This is a genomic window from Kaistella sp. SH40-3 (genome assembly GCF_030686865.1).
Classification (GTDB): Bacteria; Bacteroidota; Bacteroidia; order Flavobacteriales; family Weeksellaceae; genus Kaistella.
In genome coordinates this window covers 317,363-338,274 of the sequence record NZ_JAQYUS010000001.1, presented here as the reverse complement: position 1 = coordinate 338,274, position 20,912 = coordinate 317,363, and the positions used below count along the sequence as shown (strand labels likewise).

General features: G+C 34.6%; 21 protein-coding genes. 6 read left to right on the top strand and 15 right to left on the bottom strand.

What is annotated here, in order from left to right; translation table 11 throughout:
• Positions 1-85 precede the first annotated feature (85 nt).
• The 3 genes from PUH65_RS01480 (at position 86) to serS (ending at position 3,183) form a co-directional block, all read left to right on the top strand.
• Positions 86-1,333, top strand: coding sequence for an oligosaccharide flippase family protein (locus tag PUH65_RS01480; RefSeq protein ID WP_370692008.1), 1,248 nt, complete (start codon positions 86-88; stop codon positions 1,331-1,333).
• A 15-nt stretch (positions 1,334-1,348) separates the two neighbouring features.
• Positions 1,349-1,846 carry a hypothetical protein gene (locus PUH65_RS01475; RefSeq protein ID WP_305518081.1) on the top strand — a complete coding sequence of 166 codons (498 nt, stop codon included), beginning with the start codon at positions 1,349-1,351 and terminating at the stop codon, positions 1,844-1,846.
• A gap of 68 nt (positions 1,847-1,914) precedes the next feature.
• A complete protein-coding gene (serS, locus tag PUH65_RS01470; protein WP_305518080.1) occupies positions 1,915-3,183 on the top strand; it encodes a serine--tRNA ligase in 1,269 nt (422 codons plus the stop codon).
• A 54-nt stretch (positions 3,184-3,237) separates the two neighbouring features.
• Here the strand turns inward: serS and PUH65_RS01465 are convergent, their stop codons facing one another.
• The 9 genes from PUH65_RS01465 to PUH65_RS01425 form a co-directional block, all read right to left on the bottom strand.
• A complete protein-coding gene (locus PUH65_RS01465) occupies positions 3,238-4,026 on the bottom strand; it encodes a hypothetical protein (protein WP_305518079.1) in 789 nt (262 codons plus the stop codon).
• A gap of 79 nt (positions 4,027-4,105) precedes the next feature.
• The gene (locus PUH65_RS01460) at positions 4,106-4,849 is read right to left on the bottom strand and encodes a sulfite exporter TauE/SafE family protein (RefSeq protein WP_305518078.1); all 744 of its coding nucleotides are present in this window, start codon (positions 4,847-4,849) and stop codon (positions 4,106-4,108) included.
• Positions 4,840-5,295, bottom strand: coding sequence for a FixH family protein (locus PUH65_RS01455; protein ID WP_305518077.1), 456 nt, complete (start codon positions 5,293-5,295; stop codon positions 4,840-4,842). Before PUH65_RS01455 ends, PUH65_RS01460 begins: the two co-directional genes overlap by 10 nt.
• Positions 5,296-5,303: 8 nt before the next feature.
• Positions 5,304-6,752 (bottom strand): cytochrome c oxidase accessory protein CcoG, encoded by a 1,449-nt coding sequence (gene ccoG, locus PUH65_RS01450; protein ID WP_305518410.1) that lies wholly within the window; start codon positions 6,750-6,752, stop codon positions 5,304-5,306.
• A gap of 88 nt (positions 6,753-6,840) precedes the next feature.
• Positions 6,841-7,719 carry a c-type cytochrome gene (locus tag PUH65_RS01445; RefSeq protein WP_305518076.1) on the bottom strand — a complete coding sequence of 293 codons (879 nt, stop codon included), beginning with the start codon at positions 7,717-7,719 and terminating at the stop codon, positions 6,841-6,843.
• Positions 7,720-7,737: 18 nt separating this feature from the next.
• Positions 7,738-7,929 carry a cbb3-type cytochrome c oxidase subunit 3 gene (locus tag PUH65_RS01440; protein WP_305518075.1) on the bottom strand — a complete coding sequence of 64 codons (192 nt, stop codon included), beginning with the start codon at positions 7,927-7,929 and terminating at the stop codon, positions 7,738-7,740.
• A 22-nt stretch (positions 7,930-7,951) separates the two neighbouring features.
• Positions 7,952-10,231, bottom strand: coding sequence for a cytochrome-c oxidase, cbb3-type subunit I (gene ccoN / locus PUH65_RS01435; RefSeq protein WP_305518074.1), 2,280 nt, complete (start codon positions 10,229-10,231; stop codon positions 7,952-7,954).
• A 5-nt stretch (positions 10,232-10,236) separates the two neighbouring features.
• The gene (gene ccoS, locus PUH65_RS01430; RefSeq protein ID WP_305518073.1) at positions 10,237-10,458 is read right to left on the bottom strand and encodes a cbb3-type cytochrome oxidase assembly protein CcoS; all 222 of its coding nucleotides are present in this window, start codon (positions 10,456-10,458) and stop codon (positions 10,237-10,239) included.
• A 108-nt stretch (positions 10,459-10,566) separates the two neighbouring features.
• Positions 10,567-12,969, bottom strand: a complete 2,403-nt coding sequence (locus tag PUH65_RS01425) for a heavy metal translocating P-type ATPase metal-binding domain-containing protein (RefSeq protein WP_305518072.1) — start codon at positions 12,967-12,969, stop codon at positions 10,567-10,569.
• A 90-nt stretch (positions 12,970-13,059) separates the two neighbouring features.
• Here PUH65_RS01425 and PUH65_RS01420 point away from each other — a divergent pair, with 90 nt between their 5' ends.
• Genes PUH65_RS01420 through PUH65_RS01410 form a run of 3 tightly spaced genes read left to right on the top strand, consistent with a single transcriptional unit; the run spans position 13,060 to position 14,977 of the window.
• The gene (locus tag PUH65_RS01420) at positions 13,060-13,773 is read left to right on the top strand and encodes a Crp/Fnr family transcriptional regulator (protein WP_305518071.1); all 714 of its coding nucleotides are present in this window, start codon (positions 13,060-13,062) and stop codon (positions 13,771-13,773) included.
• A gap of 56 nt (positions 13,774-13,829) precedes the next feature.
• On the top strand, positions 13,830-14,645 hold the full coding sequence (panB, locus tag PUH65_RS01415) for a 3-methyl-2-oxobutanoate hydroxymethyltransferase (protein WP_305518070.1): 816 nt from the start codon (positions 13,830-13,832) through the stop codon (positions 14,643-14,645).
• Positions 14,645-14,977 (top strand): hypothetical protein, encoded by a 333-nt coding sequence (locus PUH65_RS01410; RefSeq protein WP_305518069.1) that lies wholly within the window; start codon positions 14,645-14,647, stop codon positions 14,975-14,977. The genes panB and PUH65_RS01410 overlap by 1 nt, the downstream gene beginning before the upstream one ends.
• 72 nt (positions 14,978-15,049) lie before the next feature.
• On the opposite strand, the gene PUH65_RS01405 is transcribed toward PUH65_RS01410, so the two are convergent.
• The 6 genes from PUH65_RS01405 to PUH65_RS01380 all read right to left on the bottom strand — a co-directional run bounded on the left by PUH65_RS01405 (position 15,050) and on the right by PUH65_RS01380 (position 20,786).
• Positions 15,050-15,508 carry a heme-binding domain-containing protein gene (locus PUH65_RS01405; RefSeq protein ID WP_305518068.1) on the bottom strand — a complete coding sequence of 153 codons (459 nt, stop codon included), beginning with the start codon at positions 15,506-15,508 and terminating at the stop codon, positions 15,050-15,052.
• Complete coding sequence (locus PUH65_RS01400) at positions 15,505-17,187, bottom strand: Ig-like domain-containing domain (protein ID WP_305518067.1); 1,683 nt, start codon at positions 17,185-17,187, stop codon at positions 15,505-15,507. Before PUH65_RS01400 ends, PUH65_RS01405 begins: the two co-directional genes overlap by 4 nt.
• Before the next feature lie 28 nt (positions 17,188-17,215).
• A complete protein-coding gene (locus PUH65_RS01395) occupies positions 17,216-18,475 on the bottom strand; it encodes a serine hydrolase (protein ID WP_305518066.1) in 1,260 nt (419 codons plus the stop codon).
• An 84-nt stretch (positions 18,476-18,559) separates the two neighbouring features.
• Positions 18,560-19,489 (bottom strand): 2-hydroxyacid dehydrogenase, encoded by a 930-nt coding sequence (locus PUH65_RS01390; RefSeq protein ID WP_305518065.1) that lies wholly within the window; start codon positions 19,487-19,489, stop codon positions 18,560-18,562.
• 50 nt (positions 19,490-19,539) lie between these two features.
• On the bottom strand, positions 19,540-20,055 hold the full coding sequence (locus PUH65_RS01385) for an acyl-CoA thioesterase (RefSeq protein ID WP_305518064.1): 516 nt from the start codon (positions 20,053-20,055) through the stop codon (positions 19,540-19,542).
• A complete protein-coding gene (locus tag PUH65_RS01380) occupies positions 20,022-20,786 on the bottom strand; it encodes a hypothetical protein (protein ID WP_305518063.1) in 765 nt (254 codons plus the stop codon). The genes PUH65_RS01385 and PUH65_RS01380 overlap by 34 nt, the downstream gene beginning before the upstream one ends.
• Positions 20,787-20,912: the final 126 nt, after the last annotated feature.

Below are 20,912 nucleotides of genomic sequence, written 5' to 3'. Positions count from 1 at the left end.
TTTGATCGACCACAAAATCTATTTTATCAAAATATATATTAATAAAATAGAGATATCAAACCATAGGTAATTTATATAAAAGTAGGTGAAGAGTTTATTTGTTTTTGTGAGCGATTTTTTTAAGAATAAAGGACACCATGTTTTTATTTCATTACTTATTGCTAAGATATGTGGTTTTCTTGGATCACTTTTAATTATAAAAATTTTACCTGAAAGTGAATTTGGAACAATTAGTATTGTTGCATCGGTTTTTTTTATTTTTATGTCTTTTAACGGTTTCGGCAGTAATCAAATTTTGTTACGCTATGGTTCAATTGTTCACAAGGATACCGAAAAAAAGAGTCTAGCTAAATATCTGCTAAGACAGGGATTTATGCATCAACTGATAATCAGTTTGATTTTCCTTTTGGTCAGTGTTTTCTACATCAACAAGTATCAGGATATTTTTTTTATTTTCGTGCTTTTTACTGTTCGGTTAATAGGATACTATTTTCTAAATCATATTCAAGCAGAATTTAGGGTTTTTGGTAATAATAAAGCATTTGCGAGAGTGAGCAATTTTGTTAACATTGGAGGTGTTCTTTTATTATTGCTTTTTTCTTATTTTTTTGGTCTTACTGGTTATCTTTTAGCTATTGCTGCAACTCCTTTTTTGTGTTTGTTGTGGTATAAAAAAAACCATTTCGTAGCAATTATTGATTCGATTAATTTTACAGAAAAGGAAATTTGGAGTTTTGGACTTCATGCAGCAGGAACGGCGCTTCTTTCTGATGCGCTTTTCTCTGCAGATGTTTTGATGCTAAGTTTTTTAATGAATGAAACGGCGGTTGCAAATTATAAGGTCGGTCTTCTAATTCCTATTAATATTACTTTTTTAGCTTCGACTTTTATGCAAAGTGACTATACCGTTCTAGCAAAAAATAGCAAAAATAGGATGTTTTTAAAAAATTATATTTTTAACTATTATAAAATTTTCATTCCTACTTCACTTCTTATTTTCATTTTAGGCTATTTGTTTAAAAGCGAAATTTTTAATTTGTTTTTTGATGAAAAATATTATGATAATCAATTTATTTTCGTGATTTTTTTAGCAACATTTTCTTTCAACATGCTTTTGCGAAACCTGTACGGGAATTTGCTCTCTGCCGTGGGTATGATGAAAATGAATACCGCTATTTCGTTGTTGAATTTGATCATGTTATTGTCTTTTGCATTCATCTTTGTTAAGAAATTTGGGGTGGTAGGAATGGCGATTAGTTTATCATCTAGTTTGGTGATTAGTGGATTTTTTCTACTCTTTTCATTTTATCTTTATTGGAAGGATTTAAAATAATTTATCTTTGCATCAATGAAAAATCTGTTGTTTATAACCATGATTGTGTTTTTTGCTTTTCTCTCTTGCAGAGGCGAGGAGGAGTCTGTGCAGAAAATTGATCAGGTCATTAATTTATATATTGATTCTTTGGGACAAGACATGCTGAATACAAAAATTCCAGGATCGTATATTAGTTCGTCTATGAACGATGTTTATGGTTTAACGGATACTGCTCCAGTTTCATTTTCAATTAAAAAAGATGCAGATACCGTTAGTTATATCGAATATCTTGCAGGTGCAAAAAGGATTGGCGTGGACTCTTCCGGCACTTCAAAAACTTATGAATCAAAAATCGCATTATTTCTCACCAAGAAAATTAACGATTCTACGCGTAAAACCACCAGTGATACGATGACCATTCAATATTCATCAACACCGGATATTTTTCAGGTTTCTAAAATCTGGTATAATGGCGTTCTTCAGTTTACGAAAGTTGACAATCAACCCAATACAGTGAAAATCGTGAAATAATCACTAAATTTGCATTTCACTCTTCTACTATCAAGTGGAAATTCACCGAAATATACATCAAATAAGATATGTTACAAGTTCAGTTTTTGCGCGAAAATAAAGAACGCGTTTTAGAAGGTTTAGGTAAAAGAAATTTCAAACAGACAGAATTAGTTGATGAGGCGATTTCTGTGGATGATGAAAGGAAAAAATTGCAGTTCGAACTCGATCAGAATCTGGCGGAAATGAATTCTATTTCCAAAAAAATCGGTATTTTAATGAAAGAAGGCAAGAAAGAAGAAGCAGAAGCTGCAAAATCTAAAACTGCTGAATTCAAACAAAACGCACAGGAACTTCAACAAAAATTAAAAATAGCTGAAGCGAGGCTTCTGGAAATTCTTTATTTACTTCCAAATATTCCATATGAAAAAGTGGTTGCGGGAGTTGGTGCAGATGATAATGAAATTATTTATCAATCGCACGATGTAAAAGGTTTAGGAGAAGGCGCAATACCACATTGGGAATTGGCGAAAAAATACAATATCATCGATTTTGAATTGGGCGTAAAAATTGCCGGTGCTGGTTTTCCTGTTTATTTAGGAAAAGGCGCAAGATTGCAACGTGCTTTGGTTCAATATTTTTTAGATAAAAATGTAGAGGCTGGTTATATGGAAGTGAATCCGCCACATGTAGTGAATGAAGCGTCTGGTTATGGAACAGGTCAGTTGCCCGATAAAGAAGGTCAGATGTACTACATCAACGAAGATAATTTATACCTTATTCCGACGGCAGAAGTTCCGGTAACGAATATCTACAGAGATGTTATTTTAGATGAAAAGGATTTGCCTGTAAAAAACACGGCTTTCTCGCAATGTTACAGAAGAGAGGCGGGAAGTTATGGTGCTCACGTAAGAGGACTAAACCGTCTGCATCAGTTTGAGAAAGTAGAGATTGTGCGAATTGAAAAGCCAGAGAATTCTTATGCGGCGTTAGAAGGAATGGTGGAGCACGTGAAATCTATTTTGGAAGATTTAGAATTGCCTTTCCGTATTTTGAGATTATGTGGTGGCGACACTGGTTTTGCTGCAGCAATGACTTATGATTTTGAAGTGTGGAGTGCTGCTCAGGAAATGTGGTTAGAAGTTTCTTCAGTTTCAAATTTCGAAACCTTCCAGGCGAATCGTTTGAAATGCAGATTTAAAGGAGACGGAAAAACGCAGTTGGTTCATACTTTAAATGGTTCTGCGATGGCATTGCCAAGAATTATGGCAGCGTTGTTAGAGAATAATCAAAATGAAGAAGGAATTAAACTTCCAGCTAAAGTTGCAGAATATGCGAGATTTGATTTAATCAGTTAAAAAGTATAAATACTTTATAATATAGAAAACCACCGATATTTCGGTGGTTTTACTTTATTCTGTGGTGATGATTATTTGTTTGTCTTTATTCGTTAAAGTATTCTTCTCATCGAGTAGATCATTACTTCTTAAATTAATCTGAATCGTTTTTTTGTCGATTTGTTTTACGAAATCATGTTTGCCAACAATAGATTTTATCGGCTTTTGAAATTTAATGGTACTGGAAAAATTCACCGGAAACATTTTCATCATTCCGAGCATTCCCTCTGCCATTTTTTTTCCATATGCTTCGAGCGAATCACTTTTTGTGGTTGGGTTTTTAATATCCTTTTTTTCAGCGGTATCTTCAATTTGAGAAAGGAAGCTCGCAGATGAAAATTTGTCGGTGTCTATAGTTAAAGTTTTACCATTCCATTTTCCTATATTTTGGAGAGGAATGTTTCTGAGTTCTTTACTTTGAGAAAGAAGGGAAGAGAGTTCGGTGGGAAGTAGTTTATCGTATTTTAGAGAAAGACCATAGATTTCACCTTTATCTTTGTTTACTTTCATAAACATTTTATGAAGAACTTTTGTAGAATCCTTGTTTAAGGTGATTAATCCATCTTTTTGAATATCATATAAACTTTTCCACTCGGTACTCAATTTTGAAAGATCTTTTGTAGGTAATTTACTGCTGCCATTATTCATCATATTCATCATGGATAGCATTCCTTTATCGATCAAAATGTTAGATTCCATGCTGGATGCAGAATCTTTATAGTACGTAGTTTCAGTATTTACAGAGCAAGATTGTAAAGCCAGGATTACAATACCAGAAACCAAAAGTCCAATTTTTTTAATCATTTTAAAAATTTATTAATAGAAAACTTTGATATTCAAATTGAATACCAAAGCAATTATTTAATATTTGAAAAATAGATGACTAATGGCAACTTTCGTGATTCCCTTTTAAATGGTCAGGCGAATCATTATGAATAACTTTCATGGCTTCTTTTTTAGGAGAAAGGTAAGGAATCCCGACTTCCATGCCACGAAGAACAAATAGTCCACCCAATACAATCATCATTAAAGGAACGAACTTTAAAATTTTAATTCTAAAGGCAGTCGTCATTAAATTTCCTAAAAGTACTACAGCAAACATAAACGGTAATGTTCCCAAGCCGAAAAGGCTCATAAACAGAGCACTTTGCCAAATTCCTCCGGCAGTTAAACTTGCCGTTAAAGCCATGTAAACCATACCGCAAGGAAGAAGCCCATTCAATAAACCTGTGGCAAAACGCGATCTGTAATCGGCTTTTTGAAGAAGTTTTGATAGGTTTAATTTTACCTTTAATAATGATGAAGTTAGAAAAGGGATTTTCGACGCAAAATCTTTTCCACCAAAAGAAAATATTGCCATCACAATTAAAAGAATTCCAACGCCTATGGTTAGATACTGTTGAAATCCGGCCATCTCAAAACCTTTTCCGATGATTCCTAAAATTGCGCCTAAAATAGAGTAGGTTACAATTCTACCAAACTGATAAGTGAGATTTTGAAGGTAGAAATTAGTTGCTTGTTTCTTTGTTAATCCAAGCGACAGAGCGATAGGCCCGCACATTCCGATACAGTGAAAGCCAGAAGCAAACCCTAGACCTAGAGCAGAAATAATAAGGGCTATTTCCATAACACGTCGTAATCTACTTGATACGGTTTTTTAGCGTGTGACCATTTTATTTTTAAAGTATAAGAACCTTTAGAGATTACTTGTTTTGGGATAAGAATCTCATTTCCTGCATCTAAATCAACTTCTTTTTTCACATCAAGGTTAGCATCATCTGTGCGGAAAAGTTCAAATTTTACGTGTTTGTCTTCGGGAGTAACTGCGGCAGGAAAAGTAATTTTCATTCCTTCTGCAAGTTCTTTGTATGTTGGGATCTCTGGCAGTTTTTCTGCATTTCTCTTCGCATCTATAACGTCCTGATAAACCAATTCGTCACCATAATAATCATTTGACACAAGTTCAGATGTTTGTTGGCCGTAGGTAAATCCAAAAACCATAAACAAAATAAACGCGATAAATAATCCTAATGCCAGTGCAACTCCGTGTGCCCAGCTAAATTTTTTGAACATATCTTTAATTAAAATTGAATTTTAAATGGTCCTTCGAAACTCGTATCGAAAGAGTCTAGTAATTTTCCTGTTGTATCATAAACGCCAATTTCTACTTTTTGTTTTGATAGTTTAATTTCTTTTTCTGGGAAACTGATGTTCACAGTTCCTTTTGTAATCTGATCTTTTTTAAGAATGATCTTTTCATCACCACTTAAACTTATTTTACCATGCTCTGGCTCGATCACTTTAATGGTTACAACTTGATCTTTTGTTGATTTATTGATGAAGGTGTAATTATAGATATTCGTAATGTTACCGTCTCTCACAAAGAATGTAGAACCTGCAGGTTTGATGAATTTTGCTTCCATGGCTCCTCGGTTGCTTAATAAAAATCCTAAGAATCCTATCATTAAGAGTAAAACAGCAGAATAAGCCTTCATTCTGTTGGTAAATTTAAAAGGAATTTCTTTTTCTATTTCGTCTTCAGTCGCATATCGAATAAGTCCTTTCGGAAGTCCAACTTTCACCATGACCTCATCACAAGCATCAATACAAGCCGTACAGTTTACGCATTCTAATTGCTGACCATCTCTAATATCAATACCGGTTGGGCAAACGACTACACATTGGTTACAGTCGATACAATCGCCTTTACCTTCTGCAGTACGATCTTCGCCTTTTCTCCATTTAGAACGATTTTCTCCTCTTTTAAAATCATAATAAACATTGATGGTTTGTTTATCGATTAAAACACCTTGCAATCTACCATAAGGGCAAACCAAAGTACAAACCTGCTCTCTGAACCAAGCAAATGTAAAATAAAATGCAGCGGTAAAAATAATCATGACCATGAAATTTGAGAAGTTTGCAAATGGTCCTTGTTGCATAATGTTAAACACCTCCTTGTATCCTACGATGTACATAAACATCCAGTGAGTGATGATTAATGAGATAACAAGAAATACAAAATACTTTAGTGAACGCTTCCAGATTTTTTCTGCATTCCATTCTTGTCGGTCTAATTTCATTTGTTTGTTACGGTCTCCTTCAATCAGATAATCAACTTTTCTGAAAATCATTTCGAGGAAAATTGTTTGTGGACAAATCCATCCACAAAAAATTCTACCAAAAACTACGGTAAAAAGTATGATAAACACAATTGATGTAATCGCACCTAAAGCAAGAATGAAAAAATCTTGTGGAAAGAAAGGTTGACCAAGAATAAAAAATTGTCGGTCAAGAATATTGATAAGTAAAAAAGGGTTTCCATTAATCTTAATAAATGGAATTGCAAAGAATAAAGCAAGTAAGATAATACTTACTAGGGTTCTGTAATTGGTGTATTTTCCGGAAGGTTTTTTAGGAAACACCCACCTGCGTTTACCAGATTGTTCCATGGTTCCCACAGAATCTCTAAAAGTTTCTGCTTCAATTACCTGTCCTTGTCCGCCTCTGAAATTGTTATCTTCTGACATCATTTATTTAAATTAAAAAAAACATAATCCGTTACCTTTAATTGATTAAAGATAACGAATTATGTTTTCATAGTAATTTTTTTAGTTCTTATTTTTCCCAGTTCGCTGGAGTTCCTTGCGGAGCTGCTCCACCTTCTGCAACCGTAATTGGTGGTTGCTCTTGGTTGATGTGATAAATATAAGCTGCAACATTCTGAATGTCGAAACCAGTTAAAACACCATTTTTACCAAATGCTTGCATCGCAGGATTGTTTGGACTTCCGTTTTCAACCATGTGGAATACATTTTTGAATAATGTTTTTTCTGGTTGGTTAATCCAAGTGTTATCGGTTAAATTTGGTCCAATTCCACCTGCACCTCCTGCATTGTGACAAGATACACAGTTTGTTTTAAATACTTCTTCACCAGCAGCAATATTATCTGGAGAATAAACTGCATTATCAATAGTTGGAGCTGGCGTATTTTTAACATATTCTGCGATACTTGCAGTCTGTGCTTTATACTCAGCGTCATATTCTACATATTGGTGTGCAAAATCTGTAGTAAAGTAAGAAATCATATAAACAGCACAGTAAGCAACACCGAACCAGAAAAGACCCAACCACCATTTTGGTAATTGATTGTCTAATTCCATAATTCCATCGAAACCATGGTCGATAAGAATGTCTTTTTCTTCTGTTGCAGTTTGCTTTTTAAATGCACTTTGGTATAAGGCTTTGAAGTAAGGAACTTTCTTCGCTTCTAAATACTCAGCTTTTTCTGCATCGGTTAACTTCTTAAATTGGTCGTTTTCAATCAAGTCACCAATTGTATGATGAATCATGGCAAGAATTACAGAGATCACTACTGTTCCCCAAAAGTATGGAGAAGACAGGAATGTTGCATCTTGTACAAACATATAATACACAACCAATAAAATCGTAAGGATGGAAGCGATGCTTACATATACGGGGCTTCTTTGTTTCATAATAGTTTAATTTTTTGATTAAAGATCTTGATCTTCAATATCATCATCTAAAGGGGCATTAGCTTCTTTATCGTAATGTTTTTTCGGTCTTGAAAAAACATAAAAAATGATACCTAAAAAGAAAATTAAAAATAATATCATGGACAATGTTTGGTAGAACCCAACATTTTCGCCGTTTGATAAGATGTCTTTTACGCTTTGAGGTATCATTTTAGCTCCTTTTTAAATGAATTTAGTTTGTACTCGCGGTTTGAATTTCTGTTGTTTTGATATCGGTTCCTAGTCGTTGCAAATAAGCAATCAAAGCGATAATCTCTTTTTTCTCAAGCGGAACGAAGTTAGCACCATCTGCTTCTTTTTTTGCTGCATATGCTTGTTTAACATCAGCTGCTTCTGCAAAAATATCTTTTACAATCGCTTTTGCTTGATTATCTGCCCAAGAATCTGCAGAATCAATCTGCGCTTTGGTATAAGGTACATCAAACACATTTTTCATGAGTTCTATTTTTGCAACCATTTGACTTCTGTCTAAATCTCTTGCAATTAACCAAGGGTAACGTGGCATAATTGATCCAGCAGATGTTACTCTAGGGTTCAACATGTGTTTGTAATGCCAAGAACTTGGGTTTTTACCACCTTCTCTATGCAAATCTGGTCCGGTTCTTTTTGATCCCCAAAGGAAAGGTCTGTCATAAATAAACTCACCTGCTTTTGAGTACTGCCCATTTTTACCGTTGAATCGTACAACTTCATCACGGAATGGTCTGATCATTTGAGTGTGACAAGAGTTACAAGCCTCTCTGATGTATAAATCTCTACCTTCCAATTCCAGTGGTGAGTAAGGTTTTACCGCTGCAATAGTTGGTACATTTTCTTTAATTAATAAAGTAGGAACAATTTCAACAAAACCTCCAATGGCTACCGCGATAAATGATAACACGGTAAGAAGTGTCGGCATACGCTCGATCCAAAGGTGAAGACCTTCTCCTTCTTTTCTTTGTTTTGAAATTTTCGCTAATGCAGGTGCTTCTGCAGGTACATTCTTTTGGAATGATCCGCTTCTAACTGTTGCAACAACATTCACACACATTAAGATTGCTCCGGCGATATACAATAATCCACCTACGAATCTCATTTCGTAATAAGGAATAATTGCCGTTACAGTATCTAACCAGTTTTTGTATAATAATGTTCCGTCTGGATTAAATTGTTTCCACATTAAACCTTGGGTAAATCCAGCGATGTACAAAGGAACGGCATAAAAAATAATTCCTAAAGTTCCCAGCCAGAAATGCCAGTTTGCTAATTTTACAGACCAGATTTTCGTTCTCCACATAATTGGGATTAGATAATAGATCATTCCGAAAGTCATGAAACCATTCCATCCTAGTGCACCAATGTGAACGTGACCAATAACCCAGTCCGTGTAGTGACCAATTTTATTTAAAGTTTTTGTTGCTAAAATTGGACCTTCAAAAGTTGCCATCCCATAACAGGTAATTGCAACAACAAAGAATTTAAGAATCGGGTTTTCCCTAACTTTATCCCATGCTCCACGAAGGGTTAATAAACCATTCAGCATTCCTCCCCAAGATGGTGCGATCAACATAATCGAAAACCCTGTTGCTAACGCTTGTGCCCAACCCGGTATTGCTGTATACTGCAAGTGGTGAGGTCCTGCCCAGATATAAACGAAGATCAATGACCAGAAGTGAATAATTGAAAGTTTATAAGAGAAGATAGGTCTGTCTGCTGCTTTAGGCAAGAAGTAATACATTAATCCTAATACAGGTGTTGTTAATACGAATGCTACGGCATTATGACCATACCACCATTGTACCAAGGCATCTTTAACTCCCGCATAAGCAGAGTAAGATTTCCATCCTGTAAATGATAAAGGAACTTCTAAGTTGTTGAAGATGTGGAGCATTGCGATCGCAACCCATGTTCCTAGGTAAAACCAAATAGCAACATAAAGGTGACGAACTCTTCTTTTGATAATCGTAGCGAACATGTTGATCCCGAAAACAACCCAGATAACTGTAATAAGGATATCAATTGGCCATTCGTGTTCTGCATATTCTTTTGAGGTATTTATCCCCATTAAGAAAGTAATAACTACCGCTACAATCATGAATTGCCATCCCCAGAAGTGAATCCAAGAAAGCGTATCGCTATACATTCTTGTTTTAAGTAGTCTTTGCAATGAGTAATAAGCTCCGGCAAAGAAACCATTACAAACAAATGCAAAAATCACCGCACTGGTATGCAGCATTCTGATACGGCCAAAACCAAGAGCACCGTGGCTATTGATGAGACCTTGTAGATTTCCACTTTGCAAACTTTTAATTGTTGCATCGTCAGTTCCAAAAATAAATTCTGGAAGTTCTGGATAGAATAACATTAAGGCTGCGGTAAGTCCCAATAAAAATCCAACAATACCAAATACTATTGTTGCATAAAGGAAGGCTCGCACAATGTTATTGTCATAACTAAACTTCTGTGTTTCCATATATACTAATCACTTTTTTCTTCTGTTCTTTGATCTAATTTCTTTACAGATTCTGTTTCTTTAGAAACTTCCGAATCTTCTTTTATAATTTCTGAATCCAATAATATACGAACTGCAGGGGATTCATCGTCTTCAAACTGGCCATTTCTTGCACTTATTATAAAAATGATCAAGAAAATAACAGCCAATGAAACGCTGCAAATAATCATTAAATATAATATATCCATTGCGAGTGCAAATTTAGTTTTTAACCGCTTCAAAAATACTGAAAAATTATGATATTCATCATTTAATGTTAAATATCGTTAATTTAAAATATTTCTAAATAAGTGAGTTTAGTTTTTCTGTTGATTAATTTTAAAATATTTTGCCGACCTAATCCAAGTCGCAAGTGAGGTGAAAATCACTACACTAATAGAACTTATCGGCATTAAAATCGCCGCTACCAAAGGTGATAAATGACCAGTAACTGCGAATGAAAGTCCAATAACATTATAAAATAAACTGATCCCAAAAGTGAATTTTACGATTTTCACCGCATCTTTTGATAGATCAAAATATTTCTTCAACTCATTCATTCGGTCGCCTGCCATAATCACATCTGAAGAAGGAGTAAACGAGTGCGTATCATCAGCCACCGCAATTCCCACATTACTTTGTTTCAATGCGCCGGCATCATTCAATCCATCACCAAGCATTGCTACTTTTTTCTTACCATCATCCTGCAGTGTTTTTATGAAATTTAACTTGTCTTCCGGACTTTGATTAAATTTCATTTTCTCCACATTGGGAACCAACTGTTTTAAAGAGGCTTCTTCCGACGAGTTATCTCCACTTAAAATATTAAGATGATACTCTTTTAAATCAGCAAACATTTCCGACATATTTTCCCGATACTCATTGGTGAAAATATACTTGCCCAAAAACTGCCCATCTCTGGAAATATAAACTGCAGTTTCTAAATTTTTGGATAATTGACCAATAAAAGTCGCTGATCCAATTTTATAAGTTTTTCCTCTTACATTTCCTACATATCCTTTTCCAGGAGTTTCTGCAAAATCTTCGATTGGGAAATATTCTTCGTCAACTTCTAAGAAGTGATATAAACTTTTTGATAATGGATGGTTCGAATTCTTTAATAAGCTCTTTAGGTTTTTTAAATCAAATTCCGGAATCTCCTCTCCTTCAAAAATAATATTCGCCTTTTTATTATGAGTAATAGTACCTGTTTTATCAAAAACGAGGGTGTCTATTTTTGCTAATTTTTCTATGGTCAAAGTATCTTTTACATAGAATTTATTTCTTCCCAAAATCCGCATAATGTGTCCTAAAGTAAAAGGTGCTGAGAGCGCTAAAGCACACGGACAAGCCACAATTAAAATTGCAGCAACGACTTGGAACATTTTTTCGAAATCATGCTGGCCCCAATAAATACCGGCAATAAGGGTGATTCCCAGAATGATAAAAGTGAAATATTTACTAAGATCATTGGTCATCGTATCCAATCCGGTTTCGAATTTCTTAAAAGCCTCTTTGTTCCAAAGTTGGGTTAAGTAACTTTGATTAACGTCTTTAATAACTTCTAATTCTAAAACAGAACCAACTTGTTTTCCACCTGCAAAGATTTTGTCTCCCGGTTTTTTGGGGATTGAAGCACTTTCACCTGTAATAAAACTATTATCTATATTTCCTTCGCCTTGAATTAAAATCACATCCACCGGAATAATCTCTTGATTACGAACCATAATTCGGTCCCCGATTTTCAGTTCATTTAATAAGATATTTTGTTGTTTCCCTTCGAAATCTACTTTCGTAACTGCGATAGGGTAGAACGATTTATAATCTCTGTCATAAGATAAGGCGTTGTAAGTTCTTTTCTGAAAAAGTTTCCCTAACAACATGAAGAATAAAAGTCCACATAAAGTGTCGAAATATCCAGGTCCGTAATCGGTTGCAACTTCGTAAATACTTCGTCCATAAAGCATGATGATTCCCAGAACAATAGGAACATCAATGTTCACGATTTTGTTTTTCAATCCGAACCACGCTGATTTAAAATAATCTGCAGCCGAATAAAAAACAACCGGAGTTGCCAAAAGGAACATCATAAAACGGAACAGGTTTTTATAAGTATCCATCCAATAATCTGTTGTACCCATCACCTGTTCGGCATATTCTGGATAAGACAAAAACATTCCGTTACCAAAAGCAAATCCTGCAATCGCTAATTTTACAACTAACGTTTTATCGAAACGCTCTTCTTTTTTTTCCGCAGTTTCCAGATTAACAACAGGTTTGTAGCCTAAATTAGTAAGGAACTTGGCAAGTTTGCTGAGTTTTAATTCGTGATGATTAAAGGAGATCTGAACATTTTTTCTGGTAAAGTTGACCTGAGAATAATTAATGTTCTTATTAAGGGTCTGTAAACTTTCTAAAAGCCAAATACAAGATGAGCAGTGAATCACTGGAATTTTGAAAGTAACTAATGTCGTGTTTCCTTCAGAAAAATCGGTGACTTTAGTAAAGACTTCAGGAGTGTCTAAATAATCAAATTGCGACGTATTATCATCATTCGGTCTGATGCCAGAATTCTTATTCATTTCATAAAAATTCCCCAGATCATTCATGCTTAGAATTTCGTAGACAGATTTGCATCCGTTACAGCAAAATGATTTTTCATCGAAGTTAATGCGCTCTTTTTCTATTGGTTGGCCGCAGTGAAAACAGTTTTCTGACAATTTATATAAACTTTAGTTCGCAAAATTATGATAAATATATTTGTTTAAGGTTTTAAATGTCCTATTTTTGCTGATAAATGTCATGCAATTATGTCGTTAGAAAAACAAACCCTAATCGAGGAGAATTTACAGAGAGTATTTAATGATGCGTCATTTGAAGAAATGCTGTCTAAAGAAGATTTTGAAAAGTATATTTCAGCCAAGCAAATTTTGAAATTTAATAAAGGTGGAATTATTTTCGAAGATGGAGAAGTACCAAATGGTGTTTATTTTTTGAATAGAGGAACCGCCAAATTATCCAAACAAGGAGTTTATGGTAAAGACCAAATTCTTCGTTTTATTAAAGAAGGGGATTTAATTGGTTACCGTTCTTTGCTTTGTGGTGAGGACTTTCAAGCGAAAGCAGAAGCCATGACCGAAGTCGAAGCCACTTTTTTACCATCTGATTTATTCCTGTACCTTTTAGAAGTAGCCCCAAAATTTTCATTTGTGATGTTACAAAAAATCGCTTTTGAATTGGGTGAATCTTCAAACACCGTTACATTTTTAGCACAAAAAACAGTTCGGGAAAGATTGGCAGAAATCCTGCTATTATTGGAACAGAAATTAGGAACAGATCCTGAAGGATTTATCAAGATCTCTTTAACAAGAGAAGAGATTGCCAACATCATTGGTACGGCTACTGAAAGTGCGATTCGTTTGATTTCAGAGTTCAAACAAGACAAATTAATCGAAGTAGAAGGGAGAAACATTAAAATCCTGAACCACGAAAAATTAATCAGATTAGGTCACGTGATCATGTAATCCAGTAGAATTTATTTCTATACCAAGGTCTTATACAACCAACACCAAACTTTATTATGTCTGTACATTCAGAAATAAAAAAAATTACCACCGAAACTTTGCGAAAAATGAAATTCGACAAAGAGAAAATCACCATGCTAACCGCATATGATTTCACCACTGCGAAAATGGTGGATGCTGGTGGAATTGACGCAATCTTAATCGGAGATTCTGCTGCCAACGTTATGGCGGGACATGAAACTACGCTACCTATTACTTTGGATCAAATGATTTATCATACTCAATGCGTGGTCCGCGGTGTAGATCGCGCTCTAATTGTTGCAGATTTGCCTTTTGGCTCTTATCAAAGTAATTCTGAGAAAGCCTTGGAGTCTGCAGTAAGAATGATGAAAGAAGGTGGTGCACATTCAGTGAAAATTGAAGGTGGAAAAGAAATAGAAAAGTCAATTACCAAAATCATCAATGCTGGAATTCCGGTAATGGGACATTTGGGTTTAACGCCCCAATCAATTTACCAGTTCGGAACGTATAAAGTACGAGCAAAAGAAGATTCGGAAGCGGAAAAATTAATGAGCGATGCTAATTTACTCGAAGAATTAGGATGCTTTGCTTTGGTTCTGGAAAAGATTCCAGCTGATCTTGCAAAAAGAGTTTCAGAAAGTATTTCTATTCCTACAATCGGAATTGGAGCAGGCGCAGGTTGTGACGGACAAGTTCTTGTTTATCACGATATGGTTGGAATGAACCAAGGTTTCTCCCCGAAATTTTTAAGAAGATATTTAGATTTATACACCGAAATTACTGGAGCAGTTTCCAGTTTTGTAAAAGATGTGAAAACCGGGGATTTCCCTAATGAAAACGAAAGTTATTAATGAAAACAAATACAGCAACTATTCAAGGAATTTTATCAATCGGTGCTTTAGTCTGCATCCTGATTGGATTTTTTAATCTCCTTTCTCCAGAAATTAATGAATTTCTTTATCAAAAATTATTTTACATTTTAATCGGTGCAAGTTTCTTTGTTCAGGCACCAACATTGAGCAATAAAAATTTCCTTTATCCAATGTATGCGGCAGCAGCACTTTGTGTAATTGGGGCTTTCATTCCAGTTGATTCACAATTCTCAGCAGTGAAAACGATTGGTCTTTTTGCCGGAGTTTTAATGTCGATTTTCAGCAGACCAAGAATGCCGAGAGCACAGTAATTTAATCTCATTTAAATATAAAATAAAAGGACTAACGCAATTGCATTAGTCCTTTTTCGATAGTTTAGGAATTTAGTAATTCCCTGTTTTTACAATGTTTTCAAAATAATTGATAAGCAATGTTCTTTCAGCTTTGGTAAGATTTGCATTCGGATGTTGAGCCACGTAACCTGGCATCGGCATCGTATATATTTTCAAAGAATTTACGGTCATATCGAGCATGTTCTTTTTTAGATCTCGGTTAAAAGTTCCCCATTCAGAAAGATTAAGGTATTTTTTTCCTTTATTAACGTGATGTTTAATGGACCAGGATATCGGCGCGACATAAGCATATTTCGGATAAACCGTTTCGTTGGAATGACAATCATAGCATGCGTTTCTTAAAAGTCGCTCTACATTTTTCGGAGTACTATAAACCTTAGCAAAATCAACTTTAGAATCGACTGGCTTATTGGTTCTGTCAATTGGGAAAAACTGTATCACTGCGATTACGATTAGAAACCAATAAATAATATTTAAAAAAGTTTTCATTTAGGATTGGCTATAATTATAGGTTTTTCGGTTGGACTCTTTTTGAGATCTCCCGTGTTTTCGGGGATTTCTGTGGGGATTCTCCAGGTTTCACGGATTTCCCAAAGTGGTCTTACCTCTATTTTTTTGTCTAAAACATATACTGGTTCTGCGAAAGTATGGTCAGCAAAATCTGCCGAATCCCAGATTCCATTTTCATTAGCATCGACCAACATACGAAGTTCATATTTTCCTGGTTTTATGGATTTGAAATTGATTTGTTTTTCATTTCCATATTTTGAATAAGCAACGGACCCGTTTTCATTAATCATTTGAATCCAGAATTTTTGTTCCGGAGCATTTTCTAAAGTCACCAATATTTCGCCGTAGTTTTCTATTTTATCTGCTTCAAAATCAAAACGTTTTGAGACTTTATTCTTTTCAAAAAAAGAAGAAACGGTTTCTTTTGGAATCGTCAACGAATATTTTTTTCCTTCTTTAAAATCGGATTTTATATGAATTTCAAAAGGATTCTTTTCAGAAATTTCTGCCGTAAAATCCTGTTTAATACTGTCGGAAACCAAGGTCCATTTTTCAGGCTGAATTTTATCAACGAAATAATTAGAAGTCACCACAAAATCCTGTTTCGGTGCTAAAGAATTTCCACCGTTATTGGAAATCGACATCTCATTCTTTGTATTATAGCGATAGAAAAGTGAAACACTATCTTTTTTTACACCATTATCATAACTGAATTTCAGATTTTCATTATTTGTGATTCCGATATTTTGCGCGGGTGCGTTAAACCATATCGTAGCAGAATCTGATTTCGGCGAATGTGTTACTTTATAATCTTTCAGTTTTTCATTGAGCGAAACTACTTTTACATCAGTTGGATTTCCTTCAAACGTCATTAAAATCCCACCTGGTATTTCTTTCATTTCTAAATATTTCAATGTTTTTTTTGATGGATAAAGATTAATATCTAAACCCGAAATACTTTTATCTAAAGTGATTTTATCTTTAAGGAAACCTACTTTTTCTTTACCAATATCATACACAGAATTTGCATTGCTGTCTTCAAAAGCCAAAACTCTATAATTTCCCGGTGCTAAATAGTTGAGTTCAAAATAGCCGTCTGGATCTGCTTTCGCAATGTAATAAGGTTTTTGGCGATAATCCATGGAGTCTTTTTCCTGGTATAATCCAACCACCATATTGGATTCATCGGCTTTCTTATTTTGATCAATAAAAAGTGATTTTAATTCTCCACTAATATAAAGACTGTCGATTTTTGGACCCGTAGAAAAAGCAAAATTATAATAACCAAGAGCATTTCCTTCGTTATTATCTACAATGGCATTTCCGAAATTAAAATTATAGGTAGTATTCGCTTCTAAAGTATCGGCCCATTTTATCAGAAGATATTTATTGCCCATTCCAGAAGGAAGAATCTTGCTGATTCTCTTTAAAGGTGGAGAAATGATCAACTGTTTGTTGATGTCTTTAAGTGTAATATATTCATCAAAATCAATTCTGAGTTCTCTGATGTCACGCGGCACATTAACTCTTGGACTGTCGATGTTGCTTCCAATTACTTGCGGGGGAATGCTATCTTTTGCACCTCCAACAGGCGAGCCAACTCGAGCACAAGAAGCCATTAAAAAACTGATGAAAACCAGAAAGAGGAATCTTTTCATGAAAAGGATTTGTGCAAAATTAAGAAATTTATTCACTGTAACTGTCATTCCCCTGATTCTGTTTCAGCGTGTCGGTTTCATTTAGCATTTTTAGCATTTTTTCCTTTTCTACAGGCAAGTTTTCAAATATTCCCGATAAAGCCAAAGCGGAATAAACGCGATTAGAATATTTGTTTCCAATGGCGATGATTGTTACCTGGGAGTTTTGTAAATGTGCAAATACCGAGTTCGTTCCGTGCCACCAACCATTATGGTAAGTGAGTTTTTCATGATCATTAAAGATTTTCATACGAAAACCTAAACCGTAATTATTTACACCAGGTTTTTCATTACTGTAAGGTTCGAAGATCCTGTCCTTTAAATCTGCCCGCAGAAAATCTTTAGAATAAAGTGCTTTAGAAAAGTTCAATAAATCCCGTGGTGTGGTATACACATTTTTATCACCGTAAATTAAATCAAGTCGATCGTAAGGATAAACTCTAGGTCCTTTTTGGTAAAAAGATTTCGCAGCAGTCAAAGTATCTTTTTCTTCAAATATGAAAGAATGTTTCATTTTTAATGGATGAAAAACCATTTGCTTCATCGCTTCCGGAAAGGACTTTTCAGTTACTTTCTCAATCAATAAAGCCAGCATCGCATAATTCGTGTTACAATACATGAAGCCTGTATCAGTCGTGCGGGCGAGTTCTGGTTTATATTCAATCAGTAAATTTAAAATATCTTGATTGGTCAGGTATTTCTTTGAAAGTTCCTTCGGTGCAGGCGTAATTTTTTCAATAAAATGTTCGTATTTCGGCAAACCACTTCTTTGACTTAACAGCGTGAAAACGGTCACTTGTGGATAAGGAAATTTTGGGAAATATTTAGTCAAAGGATCCTCTAATTTAATTTTTCCTGCCTCCACTAATTTCAGTGTTGCCATTGCGGTCAGTGTTTTTGAAACCGATGCAACATGCAGTGCTATAGTATCATTAATAGGTTCCTGTTTATTGGCTTGTGCAAAACCGCGGTAACCTTCGTATAGAACTTCATCACCTTTTGCAACCAGGAATCCGCCCCACAAATCACCTTTTTCCCAAATATTTTTGTAATACCGATCAAGGACTGAAACAATGGAATCTTTGTGTTCTAATTTTCGATCTTTCTTCGTGAAGATCTCATCGAGATTAACATTTCCGAAATTTGGTAAACTGGTTTTGGCGTTTTCTTCTTCCGAACTTTCTTTTTTACAAGAAAAAAATAGAAATGAAAGTAGGGCAACGAAAAATAAGGATCTGGAAAATTTCATTAAAAAGTTTTTGGCTTAAAGCACCGCAATATAAGGGATTTTGACCAAAAAGAATAAGACCGAAGTCATAAAGAAATGTTAAGTTTAAGAAAATTGAGCCAGAATTTTATCAACGATAACTTGTGCTAATTTTTCTTTACTTTGAATTGTCCAACCTGCAATATGTGGTGTTACAATTGCTTTTTCGGAACGGAGTAAAAACTGTAAATCTTCATTTACAGCATCTAGATTTTCGAATGACGCTTTTTCATATTCTAAAACATCGAGTGCGGCGCCTTTTACTTTTCCTGATTTAATTGCTGATACTAAATCTGTCGTTTTTACATTTTTTCCTCGCGCGGTATTCACAAAATAAAATTCTTTCGCCATTTCCGAAATAAATTTCTCATCTATTAGATAATGAGTTTCTTTCGTAATCGGAAGGTGAATACTTAAAATTTCGGCTTCTTTTTTTAATGTTTCCAATGAAACTTGCGTTGCAAATTCATCACCAATTTTTGGTAAAATATCATAGAAAATCACTTTGCATCCAAATCCTGAAAATCTTTTTGCTACCGCTTTACCCATATTTCCGTAACCGATAAGTCCGACCGTTTTGCCCAGCAATTCATCGCCTCGATTTTCTTCTCTTTTCCAAATTCCATTTTTTACTTCTAGGGAAGAAATAAATAATCGGTTCATTAAAATGAGAAGCATTCCTAAAACCTGCTCTGCAACTGCATCGCGATTACCTTCGGGTGAACTAATCAGTGCGATTCCAGATTTTTTTGCAAAATCGACATCAATGTTTTCCATGCCGGCACCGACTCTTGCAATGAACTTTAAATTTTTGGCATGTTCCAGGAAATTCTTATCAAGAGGTATTCTACTTCGAATAATAATTCCGTCGTAATTCGCGATTTTTTTCAAAACCTCTTCATAAGACGAGGTGAAATCTTCTTCAAACAAAAATCCTTTCGCAGAAAGTTGTCCTGTAATTAACGGATGGTTTTTATCGAGCAGCAGAATTTTCATTTCTAATTTTTTTGAAATACTAAGGCAATTTATATTAAAGTATTTAACTTTTAACTACCAAAAAGTTTCTTTAATTCTACAGAATCTGTGGCTTTCATTCTACCCGAAAGAATTAAGGAAAGTTCTTTTCTACGCAAGGCTGCTTCGAATCTTTCTTTTTCCTGGTCGGTTTCTGGAGTCATTTGTGGAATTGGAATGGGTCGGTTAAATTCATCAACCGCGACAAAAGTGTAAATTCCTGAATTGGTATGAATCTTTTTTTGATTAATTGGATCATCTAACCAAACATCAACATAAATTTCCATGGAAGTTGAAAATGCACGCGAAACTTTAGATTCTAAAACCACAATTCCACCTTCTGGAATGGGGTGGTCAAATGATACGTGATTTACGGAAGCGGTTACTACACGTCTTTCACAATGTCTTGCTGCCGAGATCGAAGCACATCGATCCATCTTTGCTAAAAGTTCGCCTCCGAAAAGATTTCTTAAAGAATTCGTTTCATTCGGTAAAACGATATTGGTCATTATGGTTAGCGATTCTGAGGCTTTTTTGGTTTTTTCCATTTAGATTTTGAATAATTTTTTGAACTCCATTTATTTGCTGGAGTTTTTACTGGAGCAATCGCATTTTGCAAAGAATCATTTTTAAGTGAATCAATCTTAAGTTGAACTGCGGCAAGTGAATCTATTTTTATACTGTCTTTTTTAATAGGAATTATTTCTTTTTTTGGTATTTCCTTTTTAAAAGATCTATTGCCAAAAATCATTTCTGGTTGCGTAACACCGAAATAAGTAAGTCCTAAAACGCCGATGAGTAAAGCACCGATCCAGATAAACGACTTGCTCATTTGGTAAGAATTGCTTTTTCGATTTGGACTGTTTTTTATTTCTGAAATATTAATTTCTTCTAAACCATAAAAAGAAGGCGACAAATTTTCGGTTCTGTTTCCGACAAAAACCATTTTGTTGTCTTCCAGAAAAAATGTTCCCAAATGTTCTACTAAAAATTTTTTCTCTTTATAAAGTGTCGCATTCCAATAATTGATTTGCTTTTTAATTTCAATTTCTGCTTCGATTAAAGAAATGTTTTTTTGCTGGGATAGAAACTGAACAAATTTATTTTCTTCCCCAGAACTTTCTGTTTTAAATGCAACCTCTGCACCTGGAGGCAAAATGTTTTTACCTTCCTGATCGAGCACAGCGTTGATGGTGCGCAAATAAAATGTTCCAAAACCAGACAGTGAAACGCTGGCTTGTTTTTTAAGATATTCAAGAAGTAAAAAAGAAAAATTCATATGGGTGCAAATTTATGTTTTTTGACTGATGTAATCAAAATAATAAAACTAGTAAAATAAGTGGACTTTTCTAGAATACAGGTCTTTATTTATTTTTGAAATTGCACTTTTGCTTTCATGCGTTTT